Origin of the sequence: Microbacterium sp. B35-04, from assembly GCF_010634885.1 — a bacterium.
GTDB lineage: Bacteria > Actinomycetota > Actinomycetes > Actinomycetales > Microbacteriaceae > Microbacterium.
In genome coordinates this window covers 1-23,448 of record NZ_MWLP01000003.1, presented here as the reverse complement: position 1 = coordinate 23,448, position 23,448 = coordinate 1, and the positions used below count along the sequence as shown (strand labels likewise).

Sequence of the window (23,448 nt, the reverse complement as noted above, 5' to 3'; positions counted from 1 at the left end):
GCTGCGGCGGCGAGGCCACGCGACCCGGTGCGCCGCAGCGGTGGAGGCGCTACTGTGGCGGCGAGGCCAGGGGGACTGGCATGCCGCAGCTTCTGGGACGCGACGCGGTGATCAAGCGGGTCGCCGCTGCGGTGGATCGCGCCCTCGGCGCGGGCGGCGGCACGATCGTCGCGAGCGGTCCGGCCGGTGTCGGCACGACCGCGGTGGTCGATGAGGCGCTGCGGCCGCTGCGGGCGAGGGTCGACGCGGCATCGGCGGCGCTGCCGGAGACGGTCCCCACGTCCTCCCCAGACGCCGTCTCCGCTGCCCCTCCACTCGCCGCTGGCGCGCCGCCCGGAGCCTCTGGGCGCATGGGCCCAGCCTCGATCTGGTGGATCGACGATGTGCAGCGGATGCCGCGGGCCGAGGTGGAACGCCTGCGCGAGGCAGCCGCGACGCGGGTCGTCGTGGTGTCGGGGCGGCGCCCCCTCGGCTCGGCGGCGGGTCTCGTGCGCGACGCCGTGCGCGGGGACCCCGCCGCCGTCGTCGACGTCGAGCCGCTGCCGCCGGAGGATGCGCTCGCCGCGGTCGGTGCGCGCGACATCGATGCGGCGCGCGCGTGCGGCGGGCGTCTGAGGCTGCTCGGCGTCTGGTCGGGCGCCATGTCGGCGCCCGATGCGAAGGGCGGCCGGCCTGCCGTGCCGGGCGGAGTGCCGGGGCCGGGCGGCGCCGGGCGCCCGCCGGCGGGGGATCCGGTGCCGACGGCCGTGAGCGCGGTCGTGGAGGACCTGCTCGCCGACCTTCCGCCGGATGCTCGGGCCATGTGCGAGGTCATCGCGATCGGCGGCCCCGCTCCGCGGATCGCGGCGATCGAGCAGGTGCTGCAGATCGACGGGTTCGACGATGTGCTCGCGGGGCTCGTCGACGCCGGACTCATCGAGATCGACGGCGTGCGGGTGCGCTCAGCGGTGCCCGTCTGCACGGTCGTCGTCGCAGCGCACGCCGGGGCCGCCCGCGCTGCGGGCCTGCGCGCCGCGTACGCCGAGGCGCTCGCCGGCCTCCCCGGCGTCGATCCCCGCGAGACGGCCGAGCACGTGCGACTCGTCGCCGACCGGCTGCCCCGCGACTTCTCGATCGCGGTGCTGAGGGCGTCGGCCGAACGCCGGCTGGCGGCATCCGATCCCGATGGAGCCGTCGCCGACCTCGAGGTCGCCGCCGCCCTCGCAGAGTCGGCGGTCGACGGCGGCACGCCGGCTGACCGGGTACGCGCGTTCGAGACGCTGTTCGCCCATGCGGTGGCGCGGTATTTCGCAGGTCCGCTCGAGGAGGCGGAGGTGCTCCTGCGCCGCGCCGAGCGCCTCGCCGACGTCGCCACGCCTGCGCAGCGGGACGAGCTCCACCTGTATCGCATCTACCTCAGGGCGGATCGCGGCACGCCCGCCGCCACCCCGCTGACAGTGGGCGTCTACGACACCCCCGATCATCGTGCGGCGATGGCGGTGCGGCACCTGTTCCTGGCCGACCGTGGCGACGATCTCGTCGAGACCGATGCCGTGTGCGCGGTCCTCGTCGGATTCGACGGCGACGACGCGACGCCCACCGGGCGCGGAGCCGCGGCGCTCGGCCGCTCGGTGCGGGCATCGATCGCCGGAGACCTGGAGCTTGCTGAGAACCAGGCGGCTCAGGGGTTCGCAGTAGCAGGCGACGCCGCGCCGGAGCTGGCCGGCGCGCTGCTGCGCGAACTCATCCGGCTGTGCACGCTGCGGGGCGATCTCGAGGCCGCCCAGCGCTATGCCGCGACGCCGTTCGACGGACGCGTGCCGCGTGCGGTCGAGGCATCCGTCGTCGTTCAGCGCGCCGCCGTCGCCACGATGCGGGGCGATCTCATCGCCGCGACCGAGAACGCCGAGCGCGCCCTGACGATGACCCGCGCGGCGCCGGTGCCGCGCGGGCTGGTGCGGTGCGCGGCGTGGGTGGCGCTGCTGAGCGCGATGCGCGGCGACGTCGCGCGGGCGCGATCGCTCGTCGCCGAGGCCGGACGCATCTTCCCCCTCGAGGGCAATCTGCTGCTCGCGACCATCGTGCAGCTCGCCCGCGCGCAGCTGGCCCTGCGCGACGGCGGATCGATGCCGCCGTCGTTCGAGTTCCGCATGGAGCGGACCGAAGGGCCGTCGCGCCTGCTGCTGCCCATGCTGTCGGCGCGGCTGGCGCTCCAGCACGGCGACGACGCGGTCCTCGATCTCGCCCTCGCCGAGCTCGAGAGGCTGGCGACGAGCCCGCCCGCCGCCGCCCTCGCGCAACGCGTGCGGGCGCTGCGCCTCGTGCCCACCCGCGGTCGCCGAGACGCGATCGAGGCGCTCGACGACAGTGCGACCACCCTCGCCGGCCTCGGATTCGCCGGGCTCGCCGCCGAGACCCGGCTGGAATGGGCCGAGCTCGCCGCGGAGCGCGGTGAAGCCTCGGCACGTGACGCGGTGCTCGAACTGGTGCCGTATTTCGACACGCAGGGCCTCGACGACTGGGGCGATCGCGCGCGCCGGCTCGCGCGCACCATCGGCGTGCGGATCGGTGGCCGCCGGGGCGGCGCGGGGGAGCTCACCCGCCGCGAGTCCGAGGTCGTCGATCTGGTCGTGGCGGGTCTGTCGAACGCCGAGATCGCGCGGCGGCTCTTCCTCAGCGAACGCACCGTCGAGACCCACCTGCAGCATGTCTACCGCCGGCTGGGCGTCGAGTCGCGGCTCGCGCTGGTGCAGCGGTGGGCGGCGGGCGCGGATGGCCAGGCCGCGTCGTGAAGGGGGGCTGCGTCGTGAAAAGTACGTACCGCAACGGATGCCGGCTGCCGGTCCTCGAGCGGAGCATGGCGATATGAGAACCATCGAAGCGATCCCTCTCACGGCCGCACTCCCGCGCCACGGCGGCAAGGCGGAGGGCCTGGCCGCGCTGCTCGCCGCCGGCTTGCCCGTGCCCCCCGGCGTCGTCTTCGACGCGGCACCCCGCGCGGCCGCTCCCTCGATCGCGAGCGCTGCGGTCGCCATCGCCCGGGTGCACGCGTGGGACACGGTCGCGGTGCGGTCGTCCGCTGAAGGAGAGGACGGTGCCGTCTCGTCGGGGGCGGGCGCGTACGAGACGGTGCTGAGCGTTCCCGCCGGCGACGTCGACGCCATGACCGCCGCCGTCGACACGGTGCTCGGCTCGATCGGCGAGTCCGGTGCGGTGATCGTGCAGCAGATGGTGATGGCGGATGCCGCGGGCGTCACGTTCACCGTCGACCCTCTGACCGGTGCGCCCGCGGTCGTCGTGAACGCGGTCGCGGGGCTGGGCGCCGCACTGGTGGCGGGGGCTACGACGCCCTGGGTGCAGCGGTTCGACCGTGGCGACGAGGGCGCGGTGTCCACCGACACGCTCGACCTCGACGGCGCACCTCTCGACGCCACCCCGCTCCGCGAGGTGATCCGGCTGTCACTCCTCGCCGAGCAGGCCCGCGGCGGTCCCCAGGACGTCGAGTGGGCCGTCGAGGACGGCGCGGTGTGGCTCGTGCAGTCGCGCCCCGTGACGGCGCTCGCGGAGCAGATTCCGGTGGAGATCGTCGTGCCGCCCGGGTATTGGGTGCGTGACCCCACGCACGGCCGCCTTCCCCGTACGCGGATGACGTCGAGCGTCGTCGACGAAGGCGCGGCGGTGGGTCCGCTGAACCTGGAGTGGGGTCTGCTCGCGACGTTCGCGGGCGCGCGTATCGGCGGCTGGCACTACCTCACCATCGTCCCCGTCGGCGCTCCGCCGCCCGCACCGGGCAAGGCTCCGCCGACACTGCCGGGGTGGCTCGTCTCCACGCTCGTCCGCACATCGCGCGAGGGCAGGGCCCGGTTGCGGGTGGCGCGGCACGCGATGAGGTCGGATGCCGCCTCCCGCCTGCTGGCCGAGTGGGAGGATCACCTGCGCGACGACCTGCGGACCGGCATCCTGGCGTCGCAAGATGTGGACCTCGGCGGTCTGGACGATGACGCTCTCGCTGCGGAGCTGCGTGCCCGGGCGGAGACCATGCGCCGCAGCATCCAACTGCACTTCCGCGTTGCGATGCCCTACGGGCTGGGGATCTTCCATCTCGTCGAGTTCTGCCGCGCCCGCCTCGGCTGGGCGCCGGAGCAGACGCTCGACATGCTGTCGGGGCTGGCCGCCGTCGCATCCGACCCCGGGCGCGCGCTCGCGGCGATCGCGGCGATGCCCCCGGACAGCCCGGATCGCGCCGACGCGTACGAGCGGTTCCTCCGCTACTACGGCTGCCGCGCGCTCGACATCGAGGTGGGCGAGCCCACCCTCGCCGAGTCCCCGCACCTGCTGAACGCGCTGCTGGCCGCTGCCGCGGAGGCGGGCTCGGTCGACGGTGACATCGCGCGGGCGGACGCGCGTCGCGAGGTCGCCGACCGCGCGCGCACTCAGCTGTCCGGCTCCCCAGGTGGGCGTTCGCGGCTCGCCGAGTTCGACCGGCTGCTCGCCGGCGCCGAGCGGGTCTACGGGCTGCGCGACGACAACGTGTTCCTCACGGCCGACGCGCCGCTCGCACTCGTGCGGTATGCCGCGCTCGAGGCCGGCCGCCGTCTCGCCGCGCGGGAAACCCTCGATGCCCCCGACGACGTCTTCCATCTCACGGCCGAAGAAGCCGCGGCGGCGCTCGGCTCGAAGCATCCTCTCGACGACGTGCGCGCGCAGGCGCGGCGTGCCCGCGGCGAACGCGCGTGGGCCATCGCGCACCCCGGACCGATCAGCTACGGCGAGGATCCGGGGCCGGCGCCGAGGTTCACGTGGCTCACGCGGGCGGAGCGCACTCCGACCGAGGCCGAGATGCTCATGGGCGAGCTCATCATGCCCGGCATCACCGCGCTCTCCGAGGGCGACGACGGCGTGCTGCGCGGCGTGCCCGCGTCGCCGGGGCACGTGACCGGGCCGGTGCGCGTCGTGCACGCCGAGGCCGACTTCCACCGCATCGAGCCGGGCGACATCGTCGTCTGCCCGGGCACGCGGCCGTCGTGGTCGGTGATCTTCCCGATGATCGGAGGCCTCGTGGCCGACGCCGGGGGAGCCCTGTCGCACCCCGCGATCATCGCGCGGGAGTACGGGGTCCCGGCGGTCGTCGCAGCCGTCGGCGCCACCGGCACCCTGCGCGACGGCGAGATCGTCACGATCGACGGCAGCGCGGGCACCGTGCACCGCCGGACGGAGCGCCGGGCGGGCGAAGACTAAGCCGTGGAGCACCGGGCCGTCGAGCACGGGGCTGGCGGAGAGCCGCGCCCGCGCGCACCGCGACCATGACTCCGAGGTGCCGGCAGTGCGAGGAACAATCGGCCGCGCGTATGCGTTCGCATAGACCGTGGACTACGGACACCCGCTCGAATTCGGCGCATTCATCACCCCGGCGGCCGCGACCCCGGAGGCCCCGGTGCTGCTGGCGCAGGTGGCCGAGGCATCCGGTCTCGATCTCGTCACCTTCCAGGACCACCCTTATCAGCCCGCGTTCCTCGACACGTGGACACTCATGTCGTTCGTCGCGGCGCGCACCGACTCCATCCGGATCGCACCGAACGTGCTCAACGTGCCGCTGCGCCCGCCCGCGGTCGTGGCGCGGGCCGCGGCCAGCATCGACCTGCTCTCGGGCGGCCGTTTCGACCTCGCGCTCGGCGCCGGAGGGTTCTGGGACGCGATCGAGGCCATGGGCGGCACGCGCCTGACGCCCGGCCAGGCGGTCACGGCGCTCGAAGAGGCGATCGACCTCATCCGCGAGCTGTGGCGCACCGACCAGCGCGGCGGCGTGTTCACCGACGGCCGGTACCACCGGGCGCACGGTGCGAAGCGGGGTCCGCGGCCCGCGCACGAGGTCCCGATCCACATCGGCGCGTACAAGCCGCGCATGCTCTCGCTCACCGGCCGCAAGGGCGACGGCTGGCTGCCGTCGCTCGGCTACATGCAGCCGGGCGACCTCGCCAAGGGCAACGCGGCGATCGACGAGGCGGCGCAGTCCGTCGGCCGCGACCCGCGCGAGATCCGCCGCCTGCTCAACGTCGGGCAGCTCGCCGCCGACCCGGGCGAGTTCGCCGAGCGCCTCGCGCAGCTCGCGCTCGAGGACGGCATCGGCACGTTCATCCTCGCCGGCGACGACCCGAACCTCCTGCAGCGCTTCGGCGAAGAGGTCGCGCCCGCGGTCCGCGACCTCGTCGAGGCCGAACGGGGCACCCGCGGCGTCTCCTCCGCACCGGCCCGCACGTCCGCGGCGCTCGCCGCGCGCCGCGACGGCATCGCCTACGACGACGTGCCGGCCGGCCTGCGTGCGATCGAGCCCGGCGACTTCGAGTACGGCGACGTGCGCGCGACCTACATGCGCGGCGGCGCGCCGGGGATCGTGCTGCAGCCCGCGTCGGCCGAGCAGGTCGCAGAGGCCATCGGCTTCGCGCGGCGGCATCCCGAGCTCCCGCTCTCGGTCCGCAGCGGTGGCCACGGCATCAGCGGCCGCAGCACCAACGACGGCGGCATCGTGATCGACCTCCGCAGCCTCGACGAGATCGAGGTGCTCGACGCCGATCGCCGGCTCGTGCGGATCGGCCCCGGCGCCCGCTGGGCGCGGGTCGCCGCCGTGCTCGGCGAGCACGGCTGGGCGCTCACCTCCGGCGACTACGGCGGCGTGGGCGTCGGCGGGCTCGCTACGGCGGGCGGCATCGGCCTGCTGGCGCGGGAGCACGGCCTCACCATCGACCACCTGCGCGCGGCCGAGGTGGTGCTCGCCGACGGCTCGATCGTCCGGACGGATGCCTCGACCCACCCCGACCTGTTCTGGGCGGTCCGCGGGGCCGGCGCCAACGTGGGCGTCGTCACGGCGTTCGAGTTCGAGGTCGACGAGGTGGGCCAGGTGGGCTACGCGCAGCTCGCGTTCCAGGTCGACGACGTGGCGGCGTTCCTCGAGGGCTACGGCCGCATCGTCGAGGCGTCGCCCCGCGACCTCACCCTCTTTCTGCTGACTGGCGGCCCCCGGCCCGGCCAGCCGCAACCTGGCCGCCGGCAGCCGCTGGAGTGGGTCGTGCAGCTGTATGGCGTCGTCGATTCCGACGACCCCGACACGATCATCGCCCGCCTGCAGCCGTTCGCCGAGCTCGCGCCGCTCGTGCAGCAGTCGGTGCAGCTGACGACGTACGCGCAGATCATGGCGAACGCCGATCTCGGTCCGCAGCACGGCGCCGGCGAGCCGCACTCACGCTCGGGTCTCATCGAGCACGTCACGCCGGACTTCGCCGCGGCGGCGGCACGTATGCTGGAATCCGGCGCCGTGCCCTTCTTCCAGCTGCGCGCGGTCGGCGGGGCGGTGGCCGACGTCGCCGAAGACGCGACGGCGTACGCCAACCGGTCGGCGAACTTCTCCGTGGCGGCCCTCGGCTCCCACCCGGACCGCCTCGACGCCCAGTGGCGGACGCTGGCTGCGCACGTCCGGGGGTCGTATCTCAGCTTCGATTCGTCGGAGCGGCCGGAGCGGATCGCCGAGGCCTTCCCGCCCGCGACGCTCGCCCGGCTGCAGGCGATCAAGGCGGCGTACGACCCGAGCAGCGTCTTCCGCGACAACTTCGCGGTCGAGCCCGCCGCGCCGACCGCGCCCGCCGAGGCAGACGCCGCCTGACCCGTCGCGCGGGCGATGACGGCTTTGCGCGTCCCGCTTTTCGTCCGTCGTGTCCCAGTTCGGACCGCAAAACGTGCTGCACACGCGCGAAAGTGGGACATGCTCGGCCCGAGCCCGCCGCGAGCGCGGCCTGACGCCCCGCCGGACCCGTCGCACCGGCCACGACGGCGTTGCGCGTCCCACTTTCCGCCCGTCGTGTCCCACTTAAGTGCGCAAGACAGGCCGCATACGCGCGAAAGTGGGACATGCTCGGCCCGAGCCCGCCGCAAGCGCGGCCTGACGCCCCGCCTGACCCGTCGCGCGGGCGATGACGGCGTTGCGCGTCCCACTTTCCGCCCGTCGTGTCCCAGTTCGGACCGCAAAACGTGCTGCACACGCGCGAAAGTGGGACATGCTCCGGCGGGCCCCGGCGTGTCGGAGCCGGGAATGCCGGGGCCGGGGCCGGCCGGGGTCCCAACCGGGACCGAGCAGGATTCAGGAAGCGCGGTGTCCGCATCGCCGGGCAGACTGTGGGCATGGCAGAGAACCCCCCTTCGCACGTCGCCGATTCGCACGAGGTCATCCGCGTTGTCGGCGCGCGTCAGAACAACCTGAAGAACGTGTCGGTCGAGATCCCGAAGCGCCGGCTCACGGTCTTCACGGGGGTAAGCGGCTCGGGCAAGTCGTCGCTGGTGTTCGGTACCATCGCGAACGAGTCGCAGCGGCTCATCAATGAGACGTACCCGACGTTCGTGCAGCAGTTCATGGGGCAACTGAGTCGTCCCGACGTCGATGCGCTCGAGAACGTCAGCCCTGCGATCATCGTCGACCAGGAGCGCATGGGCTCCAACGCGCGCTCGACTGTCGGCACCGCGACGGACGCCCACGCGATGCTGCGCCTGCTGTTCAGCCGCATCGGGCAGCCGCACGTCGGCTCGCCGCAGGCTTTCTCGTTCAACATCCCGTCGGTGTCGGGCGCGGGGGCCGTGACGATGGAGAAGGGCGGCAAGAAGGTCAAGGAGCGCCGCTCGTTCGAGATCACCGGCGGCATGTGCCCGCGCTGCGAGGGCCTCGGCGAGGTGAGCGACGTCGACCTCGACGAGCTGTACGACAAGACGAAGTCGCTCGCCGAGGGTGCGATGACGGTGCCGGGCTACAACGTCGACGGCTGGATGGTGAAGGGGTTCACCGAGTCCGGATTCGTCGACCCGGCCAAGCCCATCCAGGACTACACCGACCAGGAGCGCGAGGACTTCCTCTACAAGGAGCCGACGAAGGTCAAGATCAACGGCATCAACATGACCTACGAGGGTCTCGTGCCGAAGATCACCAAGTCGTTCCTCCAGAAGGACCGCGACTCGCTGCAGCCGCATGTCCGCGCGTTCGTCGACCGGGCGGTGAAGTTCATGCCGTGCCCCGACTGCGGCGGCTCGCGGCTGAACGAGGGCGCCCGGTCGTCCAAGATCAAGGGGATCAGCATCGCGGATGCCGCGGCCATGCAGATCACGGATCTCGCGGCCTGGCTCCACACGGTGGACGACCCGTCCGTCGCGCCGCTGATGAGCGGGCTGCGGCAGGCGATCGCGTCGTTCATCGACATCGGTCTCGGCTACCTGTCGCTGGACCGTTCGTCGGGCACGCTCTCGGGCGGCGAGGCGCAGCGCACCAAGATGATCCGCCACCTCGGTTCGCCGCTCACCGACATCAGCTATGTCTTCGACGAGCCGACGGCCGGACTGCATCCGCACGACATCGAGCGCATGAACCGGCTGCTGAAGCTGCTGCGCGACAAGGGCAACACCGTGCTCGTGGTCGAGCACAAGCCCGAGGTGATCGAGATCGCCGACCACGTCGTCGACCTCGGGCCGGGTGCCGGTCGCGCGGGCGGCGAGGTGCAGTACGAGGGGGATGTCGCGGGCCTGCGCGCGTCGGGCACCATCACGGGCCGCCACCTCGACGACCGCGCGCGGCTGAAGCCGTCGACCCGCGCTCCGAAGGGCGCGCTCGGGATCCGCGGCGCCACCCAGCACAACCTGAAGAACGTCGACGTGGATGTGCCCCTCGGCATCCTGACCGTCGTCACCGGCGTGGCGGGATCCGGCAAGTCCTCGCTCATCCACGGCAACGTCCCGGCCTTCGACGACGTGGTGGAGGTCGACCAGTCGCCGATCAAGGGCAACCGGCGCTCGAGTCCCGCCACGTACACCGGCATCCTCGACACCGTCCGATCGGCCTTCGCGAAGGCCAACGGCGTGAAGCCGGCGCTGTTCAGCGCCAACTCCGAGGGTGCGTGCCCGGCGTGCCGCGGCCTCGGCGTGATCATCACGAACCTCGGCTTCACGCAGACCGTCGAGACGCTGTGCGAGCTGTGCGAGGGGTCGGGCTTCAGCGACGAGGTGCTCGAGTACACGCTGGAGGGCAAGAACATCGCGGAGGTGCTCGCGATGTCGGCGTCCGAGGCGGCGGCGTTCTTCGCCAAGGGGCCCGCCCACACGATCCTGGTGCGCATGATCGACGTGGGCCTCGGGTATCTCACGCTCGGTCAGGCGCTGAACACCCTGTCGGGAGGTGAGCGCCAGCGCCTCAAGCTGGCGATCTCCATGTCGAAGAAGGGCGCGATCTACGTGCTCGACGAGCCGACCACCGGCCTGCACCTCGCCGACGTCGAGAACATGCTCGGGATGCTGGACCGCCTCGTGGAGGCGGGCAACAGCGTGATCGTGATCGAGCACCACCAGGCCGTCATGGCCCACGCCGACTGGATCATCGACATCGGGCCGGGTGCCGGCCACGACGGCGGCGCGATCGTGTTCGAGGGGACTCCGGCGGACCTCGTCGCGAGCGCCGACACGCTCACTGCCCAGCACCTGCGTGAGTACGTCGGCGCGTCGGCGGTCGCCGCGACCGGCGCGTGATCGCGCGCGGCCGGGTACGCCCGGCCGCGCCCGAAGCGCTCGCTCGTGCGGACTCGCCCGTGGATGGGTGTTTGTCCCCATCGCTGCGCTCTGATCAGGCCGATTACGATTCGGATGTTGGCACTCCCCGTCCAATAGCACTCCCTGCGGCGGGTTAGGCTGAACCGTCCCCCAATGTCTTTTGTGAGCGCCCGACGCCCCACGTCAGGTCCCGACGCCACGTACAGACGCACGACACCCCGGAGGTGGCCGAGGTTCGATGAGGTCTTTCACCTGGCTTCGCGCGCGCCCTCGCACCCTCGCATCGGCCGGCGCCGTCACGGCTGCCGCCGTCACCATCACGACGCTCGCGTTCGTCTATCAGGGCGTGCCCACCACCGAGGTCGACCTGCACGACGGCGGTGTCTGGGTCACCAAGCAGTCGAGCCTCCTCGTTGGCCACTTCAACCACGAGTCGCAGGTGCTCGACGGGGGCCTGCGCACCACCAGCGACGATTACGACATCCTCCAGTCGGGGTCGACGGTGCTCATGGTCGACGATGCCGGCTCCACGGTGGGCGTCATCGACCCGGGAATGGTCGCGATGTCGGGCGCCGCGGCCCTGCCGGGCGACGCCGATGTGGCCCTCGGCGGCGAGACCGTCGCCATCCTCGATCGCGCGTCGGGCGACCTGTGGGTCGTCCAGAGCCAGAGCGTGGGGACGTTTCAGATCGAGGGCGCCGACCCGGTCGTGAATGTCGGAAAGGGCGCGGATGTCGCGGTCGGCGTCGACGGCGTCGTCTACGCGGTCTCGTCTGAGAGCGCCGAGCTGGTCACGGTCCGCACCGGCGCCGACGGTACCCCCGAGGACCCGGCCCGCAGCGGCCTGCCCGACGTGGATGACAAGGCGGAGCTGTCGATCACGGCGGTCGGCGACAAGCCGGTCGTGCTCGACGCCGCCACCGGCACCGTCATCGTCGACGGCCGCGCGACGGTTGTCGACGGCGGTCGCAACGCCGCACTGCAGCAGCCCTCCGCCGCGTCCGACGCGGTCTCGCTCTCGACGGAGTCGGCGTTCGTGCGCCTGCCGTTCGACAGCTCCGAGCCGACGACGGTGAAGGCCGGGTCCGAGGGCGCACCCGCCGAGCCCGTCTGGCTCGACGGCTGCGGCTACGCCGCGTGGACCGGCTCGGGCCGGTTCGTGCGGGACTGCGCGGGCGAGCGCGACGACCTCGCCGTCGACATCGACGGCATCGAGCCGACGTCGCTGCTGAAGTTCCGCGTGAACCGTGACGTCGTGGTGCTCAACGACATCATCGGCGGGGCCACCTGGATGGCTGCAGAAGATCTGCAGCGGGTCGACAACTGGGACGAGATCACTCCTCCCGAGGGCGAGACCGAGGACGACGAGCAGACCACGGAGGAGACGACCGAGACGGTCCTGCCCGAGCGCTCCGAGATCAACACCCCGCCCGACGCCAACGACGACGACCTCGGCGTCCGCCCGGGCCGCACCACCATCCTTCCCCTGCTCGACAACGACAGCGATCCCGACGGCGACGTGCTGACGACGCGGGTGCTCGACGGTGGTCCGTCGGTCGGCGACGTGCAGTCGATCGAGAACGGCCGTGCGCTGCAGATCGCGGTGCCCGAGGACGCGCAGGGCACGACGTCGTTCAGCTATGAGGTCGCCGATGGCCGCGGTGGCACCGACACCGCGAAGGTGTCGCTCTCGGTGCGCGGCTGGGATGTGAACGCGCCGCCGACGCAGACGCGCGTCACGACGGTGGCCGTCGAGGCCGGCGGCACGATCACGTACAACGTCCTGCCCGACTGGATCGACCCCGACGGCGACGACGTGTTCCTCAGCTCCGTCGTGCCGGCCGAGGGCGACGAGGCCGACTTCACGTCGGACGGGCGCATCACCTATCGGGCGGTCGGCGGCACCCAGGGTCGCAAGGACGTCGAGATCACGGTCTCGGACGGCTCGGACGTGACCGTCGGCGCCGTGCGGTTCGACGTGCGACCCGTCGGCTCGATCGACCCGGTCACGAACGCGGATTACATCGCAGTGCGCACCGGTCAGACCGCGACCGTCTCGCCGCTGGCCAACGACGTCGGTGCGGGCCGCGAGCCGCTGCGCCTGGCACGCGTCGACCCGGTGTCCGGGGCCGACATCGTCCCCGACTACTCCAGCAAGACCTTCTCGTTCCGCTCCGCGACGCCCGGCACCTACTACGTCCAGTACATGGTGGCCGCAGGTGCCGCCGGCATCCCCGGCATCGTGCGCGTCGACGTGATCCCCGAGGGCGAGACCGATCTGCCGCCGGTCGCCGTGCGCGACGTCGCGCTCCTGCCGAGCGGCGGCGAAGTGCTCGTCAACGTGCTGACGAACGACTCCGACCCCTCCGGCGGCATCCTCGTCGTGCAGTCAGTGACCGTCGAGCCGAACTCCGGGATCGCGGTCGCCGTGCTCAACCACGAGACGCTGCGCATCAGCGACCAGGGCGCGCTCTCGGAGCAGGTGCGCATCTCGTACCGCATCTCCAACGGCTCGCAGTCGGCCGAGGGCGATGTCATCGTCATCCCCATTCCGGCGCCCGCGCAGTTGCGGCCGCCGGTCGCGAACGACGACCAGGTGGTCGTGCGCGCCGGCGACGTCGTGACGATCCCCGTGCTCGACAACGACTACCACCCCAACGGCGACACGATCCACGTCGCCCCCGACCTCGTGCCGCCGCTCACCGATCCCGAGGACGGCGAGGTCTTCGTCTCGCAGGACACCGTGCGCTTCCGGGCCTCCGACGAGCCCGGCACCGTCTACGCGACCTATGAGGCCGTCGACAGCACCGGGCAGAAGGATGCCGGCTACATCACCATTCAGGTGATCCCGGTGAACGCCGAGACCAATGCGGCTCCGCGACCGCGCGACCTCACCGCCCGGGTGCTCGCCGGCAGCCGTGTGAACATCGCGGTGCCGCTGGACGGCATCGACGACGACGGCGACTCCGTGGAGCTCGTCGGAATCGCGTCGTCGCCCGGCAAGGGCCGCGTCGTCGAGACGGGTTCGGACTCCCTCGTCTACGAGGCCTTCGACGACACCGCCGGCGTGGACACGTTCACGTATCGCGTGCGCGACCGCCTCGGTGCTGAGGCGACCGCGACGATCCGGATCGGCATCGCGCCGCCCGAGGGCGTGAACCAGGCGCCCTATGCGGTCAAGGACTCCGTCATCATGCGACCCGACCGCTCGGTCGCCGTGCCGGTGCTCGCGAACGACTCCGACCCCGACGGCGACGAGTACGGCATCGTCAAGAACGGGCTGATCCTGCCCGATGTCGCCGGCCTGACGGCGAAGGTCCAGGGCAACCGCGTCGTCGTGACGTCGCCCTCCGAGCCCGTCGAGACGTCGCTGCGCTACACCATCCGCGACGCCCGCGGTGCCGAGGCGAAGGCCGTGCTGCAGATCACGGTCGCCGACGACGTGCCGCTGCAGAAGCCGATCGCGCGTGACGACTACGTCCGCGCCGCCGATGTCGAAGAGGGCGTCGTCGACCTCGAGGTGCTCGCCAACGACGAGGATCCCGACGGCACGGTCGAAGACCTCGACCTCACCGTGGCCGACCCGACGTCGCGCGTGCTCGCGGACGGCACGGTGCGGATCACGCTCGACGACACCGACCGCCTCCTGACCTACACGCTCACCGACCGCGACGGGAACGAGGCATCCGCCTTCATCCACGTTCCGGCGCTGTCGTCGCTGCCGCCGACCCTGCTGTCGACCGAGCCGGTCGAGGTGAAGAGCGGCGAGACCGTCGAGCTGCCGCTCGCCGATCACGTCCGCGCGGCGGGCGGCGGCAAGGTCGTCATCACCGAGGCCGCCAAGGTCACGGCCGCGCACAACGACGGCTCGTCGCTCATCAAGGACCAGACGACGCTGGTGTACACGTCGGCCGCCGGGTACTTCGGCCCCGATGCCATCACCTTCGAGGTCACCGACGGCACCGGCCCCGACGATCCCGAAGGGCGCAAAGCCACGCTGACCCTGCCGATCACGGTGCTGCCGCCCGAGAACCAGCAGCCGACCTTCGTCAACGGGCAGATGGATGTCGCGCCCGGCGAGGATGCCACGGCACTCGACCTCGGCGGGCTCACCACCGATCCCGATCCTGAGGACGCCGACGGCATCGAGTACACGATCGTCGGCGGATCGCCCGACGGCATGACGGCGTCGATCGAGGGCGACGAGCTGCGCGTGCGGGCGGCGACGGAGACGGAAAAGGGCACCGCCGCGACGATCCGCCTGCGCATCCACGACGGCACGACCGAGCCCATCGAGGGGGCCGTCACCGTCCGCGTGATCGCCTCCACGCGCGACCTCCCCATGGCCAACGACGACATCGTCCCCGAGGCGCACCAGGGCAAGACCGTCGCGGTGCCGGTGCTCGGCAACGACGTGAACCCGTTCCCCGACAAGGCGCTGAAGGTCACCACGGCGATCCTCGAGACGGGGCAGGGCGACGTGGAGGTCGCGGGTGACGAGGTCAGGGTCACCCCCGACGCCAAGTTCTTCGGCACGATGGTCGTGCGCTATCGCGTGCAGGATGCCACGGGCGACCCCGACCGCGAGGTCGACGGCCGCATCCGCCTCACGGTGCAGGGCAAGCCCGACGCACCCGGCACGCCGACCGTCTCGAGCGTGCAGGACCGCACGGTCGTGCTGTCGTGGACGCCGCCGGCCAACAACGGCGCCGAGATCGAGCGCTACCTCGTCTCGTCGACCGCGGGCAACTACGAGAAGGAATGCCTGGCGACGACGTGCACGCTCGACGGCCTGACGAACAACGTGAAGTACAACTTCACGGTCGTGGCCGAGAACCGCGTGGGTCCGTCCGACCCGTCGGCACCGTCGGAAGAGGCGCGCCCCGACGCGCGGCCCGACACCCCGGCTGCACCGACGCTGACCTTCGGCGACAAGAGCCTGAACGTCGCATGGGTCACGCCGTCGACGCCCGGTTCGCCCGTCCAGCACTACACGCTCGAGATCTCGCCGGCACCGCCGTCGGGCATCTCGCAGAAGACCGAGGTCGTCGGCAACTCGATCGTGTGGGACGGCCTGCAGAACGGCGTCGCGTACCAGGTGCGCGTGCAGGCGCACAACCTCGCACCCGACCCGTCGAGCCCGAGCCCGTGGTCGGTCACCGAGATCCCGGCCCGTGCGCCCGATGCGCCGGGTACCCCGACGACCGCTCGCCTCGAACCGGTCGGCGCGCAGGCGCAGATCCGCGTCTCGTGGAACAAGCCGGCCGACAACGGCGACGCGATCGACGGCTACCAGCTCGATGTGATGCAGGGGTCCAGCGTCGTGCGCACGATCCCCGTCTCGGCGAGCGATACCAGCCAGGCGGTCGTCGTCAACACCTCGACGACGGACTACACGTTCCGGGTGATGGCGCAGAACAAGGCGGGCTGGGGGGCGTTCAGCGCCGCATCGGCCCCGCAGCGCGGGTTCACGCCTCCCGGAGCGCCGCCGAACGTGTCGGCCTCGACACCGAACGGCAACAGCTCGATCACGGTGTCGTACGGGGCAGCGGCCGGCAATGGCGCGAGCGCGGGCGAACTGAGCTACCAGTACTCGCTCAACAACGCCGGCTGGGCGGCGATGCCGGGCAACAACGTCATCGGCAACCTGTCGAACGGCACGAGCTACACGGTGCGCGTGCGCGCCGTCGCCACCGTCGGGGGCGTCCAGGAGCCGGGTGCGGCGTCGGCTCCGTCGAACGCCGTGATCCCGTACGGGCCGGTGCGCAACCCGACGGTCTCGGCCACGGCAAGCGGCCGGAGCATCACGTACCAGTGGAACGCTCCCAGCGCGAACGGTCGCGCCATCACCCAGATGCAGATCCGCATCGACGGTGGAAACTGGCAGAACGTCGCGAACAACGGCTCGACGTCGGCCACCTACGGGTACGCCGAGACGCACCGCGTCGAGGCGCGCGCGCAGGATGCCGCCAATCAGTGGAGTGCCGTCGTTTCCGACTCGGCGCGGACGGTGGATCCGCCGCAGCCGCGCGCGTGGACGAGCCGAGGCTCCAGCGCGCAGGGTATGGAGGGCTGCGGTTCGGCCTCGTGCTCGTACTTCGTCTTCAACGTCGAGAACTGGGTGCCGGGTACCTACACGCTGAGCTGCAACGACTCCGAGGGGCGATGGAGCAGCAACCAGTACCAGGTCGGCGCGAACGACAGCGTGCGGCTGAGCTGCTACTCGGGCTACGCGGGCTCGAAGTGGGTCAGCTACAGCGGACCGGGCGGCTCCGGCAATGCCGAAGCCACGACGTGGTAGCGCGCTGCGCACGTACGATGCCGTCGGATTCCCGGAGCGCCGGTCGATGGGTGTTTGTCCCCATCGATCGGCTCTGATCAGGCGGATTACCATCGTCGTAGTTGACACTTCCCGTCCAATCGCGTTCCCTGTGTCGGGTTAGGCTGGACCGTTCCCTGATGTCTTCGGTGAGCGCCGGACGCCCCACGTCCGGTCTCGGCGCCACGTAGAGACGCACGACACCCCGGAGGAGGCCGAGGTTCGATGAGGTCTTCCGCATGGCTGCGCGCTCGTCCGCGTGCGCTCGCTTCGGCGGGTGCGGTGACGGCGGCTGCGGTCACGCTCACGACGCTCGCGTTCGTCTATCAGGGTGTCCCCACCACCGAGGTCGACCTCCATGACGGCGGTGTCTGGGTGACGAAGCGCTCGAGCCTCATGGTCGGCCACTTCAACCACGAATCGCAGGTGCTCGACGGCGGTCTGCGCACGACGAGCGACGACTACGACATCCTCCAGTCGGGGGCCACGGTCCTCCTCGTCGACAACGCCGGCTCCGCGGTGAGCGCGATCGACCCGGGGATGGTCGCGTTGTCGGGGGCTGCCAGCCTGCCCGGCGACGCGAAGGTCGTGCTGGGTGGCACGACCGCCGCCATCCTCGACCGCGCGTCGGGCGATCTGTGGGTGCTGGCCGCCGAGAGCATCGGATCGTTCCAGATCGAGGGCGCCGATCCGACGACGAACCTCGGCGAGGGGGCGGATGTCGCGATCGGCGTCGACGGCATCGTCCACGGCGCGTCCGTCGAGACCGCGGAATCGGTCACGATCCGGATGGGCGTCGACGACGCCCCCGAAGAGGCGGCGCGCGCCGCCTTGCCCGGTGTCGACGAGAAGTCCAAGCTGTCGATCACCTCGGTCGGCGACAAGGCCGTGGTGCTCGACACCTCCGACGGCACCGTCATCGCGGACGGTCGGGAGACCGAGATCGACGGCGGGCGCGATGCCGTGCTGCAGCAGCCCTCCGCTGCCGCCGACGCCGTCTCGGTGTCGACGGCGTCCGCACTCGTGCGTGTGCCCTTCGACGGCTCCGAGCCCACGACGGTGAAGGCCGGCGGCGATGGCGCGCCGGCGTATCCGGTGTGGCTCGACGGCTGCGCCTACGCCGCCTGGAGCGGTTCCGGCCGCTTCGTGCGCGACTGTGCGGGCGACGCCGGCGATCTGGATGCCGACATCGACGGCGTCGAGCCGACCTCGCTGTTGCAATTCCGCGTCAACCGCGACGTCGTGGTGCTCAACGACATCGTCGGCGGCGCCACGTGGATGGCGGCCGAAGATCTGCAGCGCGTCGACAACTGGGACGAGCTGACCCCTCCCGAGGGTGAGACCGAAGAGGACGAGAAGACCACCGAGGAGACGACCGAGACGGTCCTCCCGGAGCGCTCCGAGATCAACACGCCGCCCGACGCCAATGACGACGACCTCGGCGTCCGTCCGGGTCGCACCACGATCCTCCCTCTGCTCGACAACGACAGCGATCCCGACGGGGACGTGCTGACGACGCGGGTGCTCGAGGGTGGGCCGTCGATCGGCGAGGTCCAGTCGATCGACAATGGCCGTGCGCTGCAGATCGCGGTCCCCGAGGACGCCTCGGGGTCGGCATCCTTCAGTTATGAGGTGTCCGACGGCCGCGGTGGCACCGACACCGCGCGCGTCTCGCTCTCGGTGCACGGCTGGGACGTCAACGCGCCGCCGACCCAGAAACGTGTGACGACCGTCGCCATCGAAGCCGGCGGCACCATCACCTACAACGTGCTGCCCGACTGGATCGACCCGGACGGCGACGACGTCTTCCTCGGCGCGGTGACACCCGCGGAGGGCGACGAGGCCGACTACACCTCGGACGGGCGCATCACCTACCGCGCGGTGGGCGGGACGCAGGGCCGCAAGGATGTCGAGATCTCGGTCTCCGACGGCACCGACGTCACGGTCGGCTCGATCCGCTTCGACGTGCGGCCCGTCGGCTCGATCGACCCCGTGACCAACGCGGACTACATCGCGGTCCGGACCGGGCAGACGGCGACCGTGTCACCGCTCGTCAACGATGTGGGCGCCGGTCGCGAGCCGCTGCGCCTCGCCCGCGTCGATCCCGTCTCGGGCGCCGACATCGTTCCGGACTACGCCAACAAGACGTTCACCTTCCGCTCCGCGACGCCGGCTACGTACTACGTGCAGTACATGGTGGCCGCGGGCGCCGCAGGTGTGCCGGGCATCGTGCGGGTCGACGTGATCCCCGAGGGGGAGACGGACCTGCCGCCGGTGGCGGTGCGCGACGTGGCGCTGCTGCCGAGCGGCGGCGAGGTGCTGGTCAATGCTCTGACCAACGACTCGGATCCGTCCGGCGGCATCCTGGTGGTGCAGTCCGTCACAGTGGAGCCCAACTCCGGCATCGCGGTCGCGGTGCTGAACCATGAGACGCTCCGCATCAGCGACCAGGCCGCGCTCTCGGAGCAGGTGCGCATCACGTACCGCATCTCCAACGGCTCGCAGTCGGTCGAAGGCGATGTCATCGTCATCCCGATCCCCGCTCCCGCGCAGCTGCGGCCTCCGGTCGCGAACGACGACCAGGTGGTCGTGCGCGCCGGCGACGTCGTGACGATCCCCGTGCTCGACAACGACTACCACCCCAACGGCGACGCCATCCACGTCGCCCCCGACCTCGTTCCTCCGCTGGTCGAGCCCGAGGACGGCGAGGTCTTCGTCTCGCAGGACACGGTGCGCTTCCGGGCATCGGACGAGCCCGGCACCGTCTACGCCACCTACGAGGTCGTCGACAGCACCGGGCAGAAGGACGCCGGCTACATCACCATCCAAGTGCTGCCGGTCAACGAAGAGACCAACGCCGCTCCCCGCCCGCGCGACCTCACCGCCCGCGTTCTCGGCGGCACGCGGGTGCGCATCGCTGTGCCGCTGGACGGCATCGACGCCGACGGCGACTCGGTCGAGCTGGTCGGCCTGGCGTCCTCGCCGAGCAAGGGCCGCATCACCGAGACCGGCTCCGACTATCTCGTCTACGAGGCCTTCGACGACACCGCCGGCGTCGACACCTTCACCTATCGCGTGCGCGACAGGCTCGGCGCGGAGGCCACGGCGACGATCCGCATCGGCATCGCCCCGGCCGAAGGCGTGAACCAGGCGCCCTACGCGGTCAAGGACTCCGTCATCATGCGGCCCGACCGCTCGGTCGCCGTGCCCGTGCTCGCCAATGACTCCGACCCCGACGGCGATGAGTTCGGCATCGTCAAGAACGGGCTCATCCTGCCTGATGTCGCAGGCCTCGAGGCGAAGGTCGAAGGCAACCGCGTCGTCGTGACCTCTCCGTCGGAGCCGGTCGAGACGTCGCTGCAGTACACGATCCGTGACGCCCGCGGCGCCGAGGCGAAGGCCGTGCTGCAGATCACGGTCGCCGACGACGTGCCGCTGCAGAAGCCGATCGCACGCGACGACTACGTCCGCGCGGCGGATGTCGAAGAGGGCGTCGTCGACCTCGAGGTGCTCGCCAACGACGAGGACCCGGACGGCACCGTCGACGACCTCGAGCTGTCGGTCGCCGACTCCGACTCGCGAGTGCTCTCGGACGGCAGGGTGCGCGTCACCCTCGGCGACGCCGACCGCCTCGCCACCTACACGATCACCGACCGCGACGGCAACGCGGCATCCGCGTTCATCCACATCCCCGCGCTCTCGTCGCTGCCGCCGACGCTCGTCTCCACCGAGCCGGTCGAGGTGAAGAGCGGCGAGACCGTCGAGCTGCCGCTCGCCGATCACGTCCGGTCTGCTGACGGTGGCAAGGTCGTCATCACCGAGGCCGCCAAGGTCACGGCCGCGCACAACGACGGGTCCTCGTTGATCAAGGACCAGACCACCCTCGTCTACACCTCGGCCCCCGGGTTCTTCGGCCCCGACGCGATCACGTTCGAGGTCACCGACGGCACGGGCCCCGACGATCCCGAAGGCCGCAAGGCGACGCTGACCCTGCCGATCACGGTGCTGCCGCCCGAGAACCAGCAGCCGACCTTCGTCAACGGGCAGATGGATGTCGCACCCGGCGAGGACCCGGCCACTCTCGACCTGGGCGGTCTCACCACCGACCCCGACCCCGAGGACGCCGACCGTCTCGAGTTCGAGATCATCGGCGGATCGCCGGACGGGATGACGGCGTCGATCGACGACGACGAGCTGCGCGTCAGCGCCGCCGCGGAGACGAAGAAGGGCACCGCCGCGACGCTCCGCGTGCGCATCACCGACGGGACCACCGAGCCCATCGAGGGCACCGTGACGATCCGCGTGATCGCGTCGACACGCGAACTGCCCACGGCCAACGACGACGTGATCGACGAGGCCCACCAGGGCAAGACGATCACGGTCCCCGTGCTGAGCAACGACGTGAACCCGTTCCCCGACGAGCCGTTGAAGGTGACCACCGCGGTCCTCGAGACCGGTCAGGGCGACGTCGACGTGGCGGGCGACCAGGTGCAGGTCACTCCCGACGCCAAGTTCTTCGGCACGATGGTCGTGCGCTATCGCGTGCAGGATGCCACCGGTGACCCCGACCGGGAGGTGGAGGGCCGCATCCGGCTCACGGTGCAGGGCAAGCCCGACGCGCCGGGGACACCGACCGTCTCGAGCGTGCAGGACCGCACGGTCGTGCTGTCGTGGACGCCGCCGGCGAACAACGGCGCCGAGATCGAGCGCTACCTCGTCTCGTCGACCGCGGGAAACTACGAGAAGGAATGCCTTGCGACGACGTGCACGCTCGACGGTCTGACGAACAACGTCGAGTACAACTTCACGGTCGTGGCCGAGAACCGCGTCGGCCCGTCCGACCCGTCGGCGCCGTCCGAGACCGCGCGTCCTGACGCGCGTCCGGACACACCGGCCGCACCGTCGCTGGTCTTCGGCGACCGGAGCCTCTCCGTATCGTGGGTCACCCCGACGACGCCCGGCTCCCCGGTCGAGAAGTACAACCTCGAGATCTCGCCGGCGCCTCCGTCGGGCGTCAGCCAGAAGGCCGATGTCACGGGCAACTCGACGGTGTGGGACGGCCTGCAGAACGGCGTCGCGTACCAGGTGCGCGTGCAGGCCCTCAACCGCGCGCCCGAGCCGTCCAGCTGGAGCCCGTGGTCGGTCAGCGAGATCCCGGCCCGGGCGCCCGACGCGCCGGCCGCACCGAGGACCGCGCGCCTCCAGCCCGTGGGGTCGCAGGCGCAGATGCAGGTGACGTGGAACGCACCCGCCGACAACGGTGATGCCGTCTCGGGCTACCAGCTCGACGTCCTCCGCGGATCGTCGCTGGTCAACTCCATCCCCGTCGCGTCGGGGCAGACGAGCCAGGCCGTCGTCGTGGACACCTCGACCACCGACTACACGTTCCGGGTGCGCGCGCAGAACAAGGCCGGCTGGGGCCAGTTCAGTGCCACCTCGGCGCCGCAGCGCGCGTTCACGCCGCCCGGGGCTCCGACGAACGTGACCGCACGTGAGGGCGACAGTTCGCTCACCGTGGCCTTCCAGCCTGGAGCGTCCAACGGGGCGAACCCCGGAGAGCTGAGCTATCAGGCGTCCGTGAACAACGGCGGCTGGCAGGCTCTGGCCGGCAACGGCGTCATCGGTGGACTGACGAACGGGACGAACTACTCGGTGCGGGTCCGGGCCGTCGCCACGGTGAACGGCGTCAGCGAACCGGGCGCCGAGTCCGCGCCCTCCAACACTGTGAAGCCCTACGGGCCGGTCCGCAACCCGAACGTGAGCGCGACCGCGAGCGGAACGAGCATCACCTTCCGCTGGAGCCCGCCCGCCGAGAACGGTCGCGCCATCACCGCGATGCAGATCCGCATCGACGGCGGCGCGTGGCAGGACGTGGCGCTGAACAATTCGCGCACCAACAACTACGGCTACAGCGAACGCCACACGATCGAGGCGCGGGCGCAGGATGCCGCCGGCCAGTGGAGCGGGATCGCCTCGGACGCCGCCACCACGGTGGACGCACCGAAGCCCAGGGTGTGGGTCACGAAGGGAAGCTCCGCACAGGGACAGGACAACTGCAGCACCTCGCAGTGCGCGTACTTCCTGGTGCATACCGAGAACTTCCCCGCGGGCGACTACTCCGTCACCTGCAACGCGACCGGTCCGTGGGGCGGTACGCCCTTCGCCGGCGGCGCGACGCGGCACCTGCCCGCGAACGGGACGGTGCAGCTGGGCTGCTACTTCGGTGACGACGGCGAGCAGGTCTGGGTCTCGATCGGCGGCTATGGCGACAGCGAGCGGCGAACCTGGCAGTAGCGAGAGCTGCGAAGACGACTCATGAAAAGGAACGAATCACGATGACGATGACCCCCGAACAGGCGGCCTGGTTCCAGGGCACCTTCGCACGACTGGTCGACAACGTCGACCAGGCCCTCATGGGCAAGCGCGAGGTCGTGGCGCTGGTGCTGTCGGCGATGCTCGCGGAAGGCCATGTGCTGCTGGAGGATGCTCCCGGCACGGGCAAGACGAGCCTCGCCAAGGCGCTCGCGGCGACGGTGCAGGGCACCAGCAGCCGCATCCAGTTCACGCCCGACCTGCTGCCG

7 protein-coding genes are annotated in these 23,448 nt (G+C 71.4%); all 7 read left to right on the top strand.

From position 1 onward, the window contains the following. Positions 1-80: 80 nt before the first annotated feature. Positions 81-2,771 carry a LuxR C-terminal-related transcriptional regulator gene (locus B1729_RS00670; protein WP_163630142.1) on the top strand — a complete coding sequence of 897 codons (2,691 nt, stop codon included), beginning with the start codon at positions 81-83 and terminating at the stop codon, positions 2,769-2,771. Positions 2,772-2,844: 73 nt separating this feature from the next. Further along, positions 2,845-5,217, top strand: a complete 2,373-nt coding sequence (locus B1729_RS00665; RefSeq protein WP_163630140.1) for a PEP/pyruvate-binding domain-containing protein — start codon at positions 2,845-2,847, stop codon at positions 5,215-5,217. Between the two features lie 127 nt (positions 5,218-5,344). Continuing rightward, the gene (locus B1729_RS00660) at positions 5,345-7,633 is read left to right on the top strand and encodes an LLM class flavin-dependent oxidoreductase (RefSeq protein ID WP_163630138.1); all 2,289 of its coding nucleotides are present in this window, start codon (positions 5,345-5,347) and stop codon (positions 7,631-7,633) included. A 515-nt stretch (positions 7,634-8,148) separates the two neighbouring features. Next, positions 8,149-10,527 (top strand): excinuclease ABC subunit UvrA, encoded by a 2,379-nt coding sequence (locus tag B1729_RS00655; protein ID WP_163630136.1) that lies wholly within the window; start codon positions 8,149-8,151, stop codon positions 10,525-10,527. 259 nt (positions 10,528-10,786) lie between these two features. After that, positions 10,787-16,849 (top strand): Ig-like domain-containing protein, encoded by a 6,063-nt coding sequence (locus B1729_RS00650; RefSeq protein WP_163630134.1) that lies wholly within the window; start codon positions 10,787-10,789, stop codon positions 16,847-16,849. Between the two features lie 243 nt (positions 16,850-17,092). Then, a complete protein-coding gene (locus tag B1729_RS00645; protein ID WP_163630132.1) occupies positions 17,093-23,161 on the top strand; it encodes an Ig-like domain-containing protein in 6,069 nt (2,022 codons plus the stop codon). 41 nt (positions 23,162-23,202) lie between these two features. Beyond that, positions 23,203-23,448: MoxR family ATPase (locus B1729_RS00640; RefSeq protein ID WP_204318830.1), on the top strand; the 246-nt coding region annotated here is incomplete at its 3' end.

Coding starts and splice junctions, on each gene's coding strand:
- B1729_RS00670 (WP_163630142.1), top strand. CDS start 81: ATGCCGCAGCTTCTGGGACGCGACGCGGTGATCAAGCGGGTCGCCGCT.
- B1729_RS00665 (WP_163630140.1), top strand. CDS start 2,845: ATGAGAACCATCGAAGCGATCCCTCTCACGGCCGCACTCCCGCGCCAC.
- B1729_RS00655 (WP_163630136.1), top strand. CDS start 8,149: ATGGCAGAGAACCCCCCTTCGCACGTCGCCGATTCGCACGAGGTCATC.
- B1729_RS00650 (WP_163630134.1), top strand. CDS start 10,787: ATGAGGTCTTTCACCTGGCTTCGCGCGCGCCCTCGCACCCTCGCATCG.
- B1729_RS00645 (WP_163630132.1), top strand. CDS start 17,093: ATGAGGTCTTCCGCATGGCTGCGCGCTCGTCCGCGTGCGCTCGCTTCG.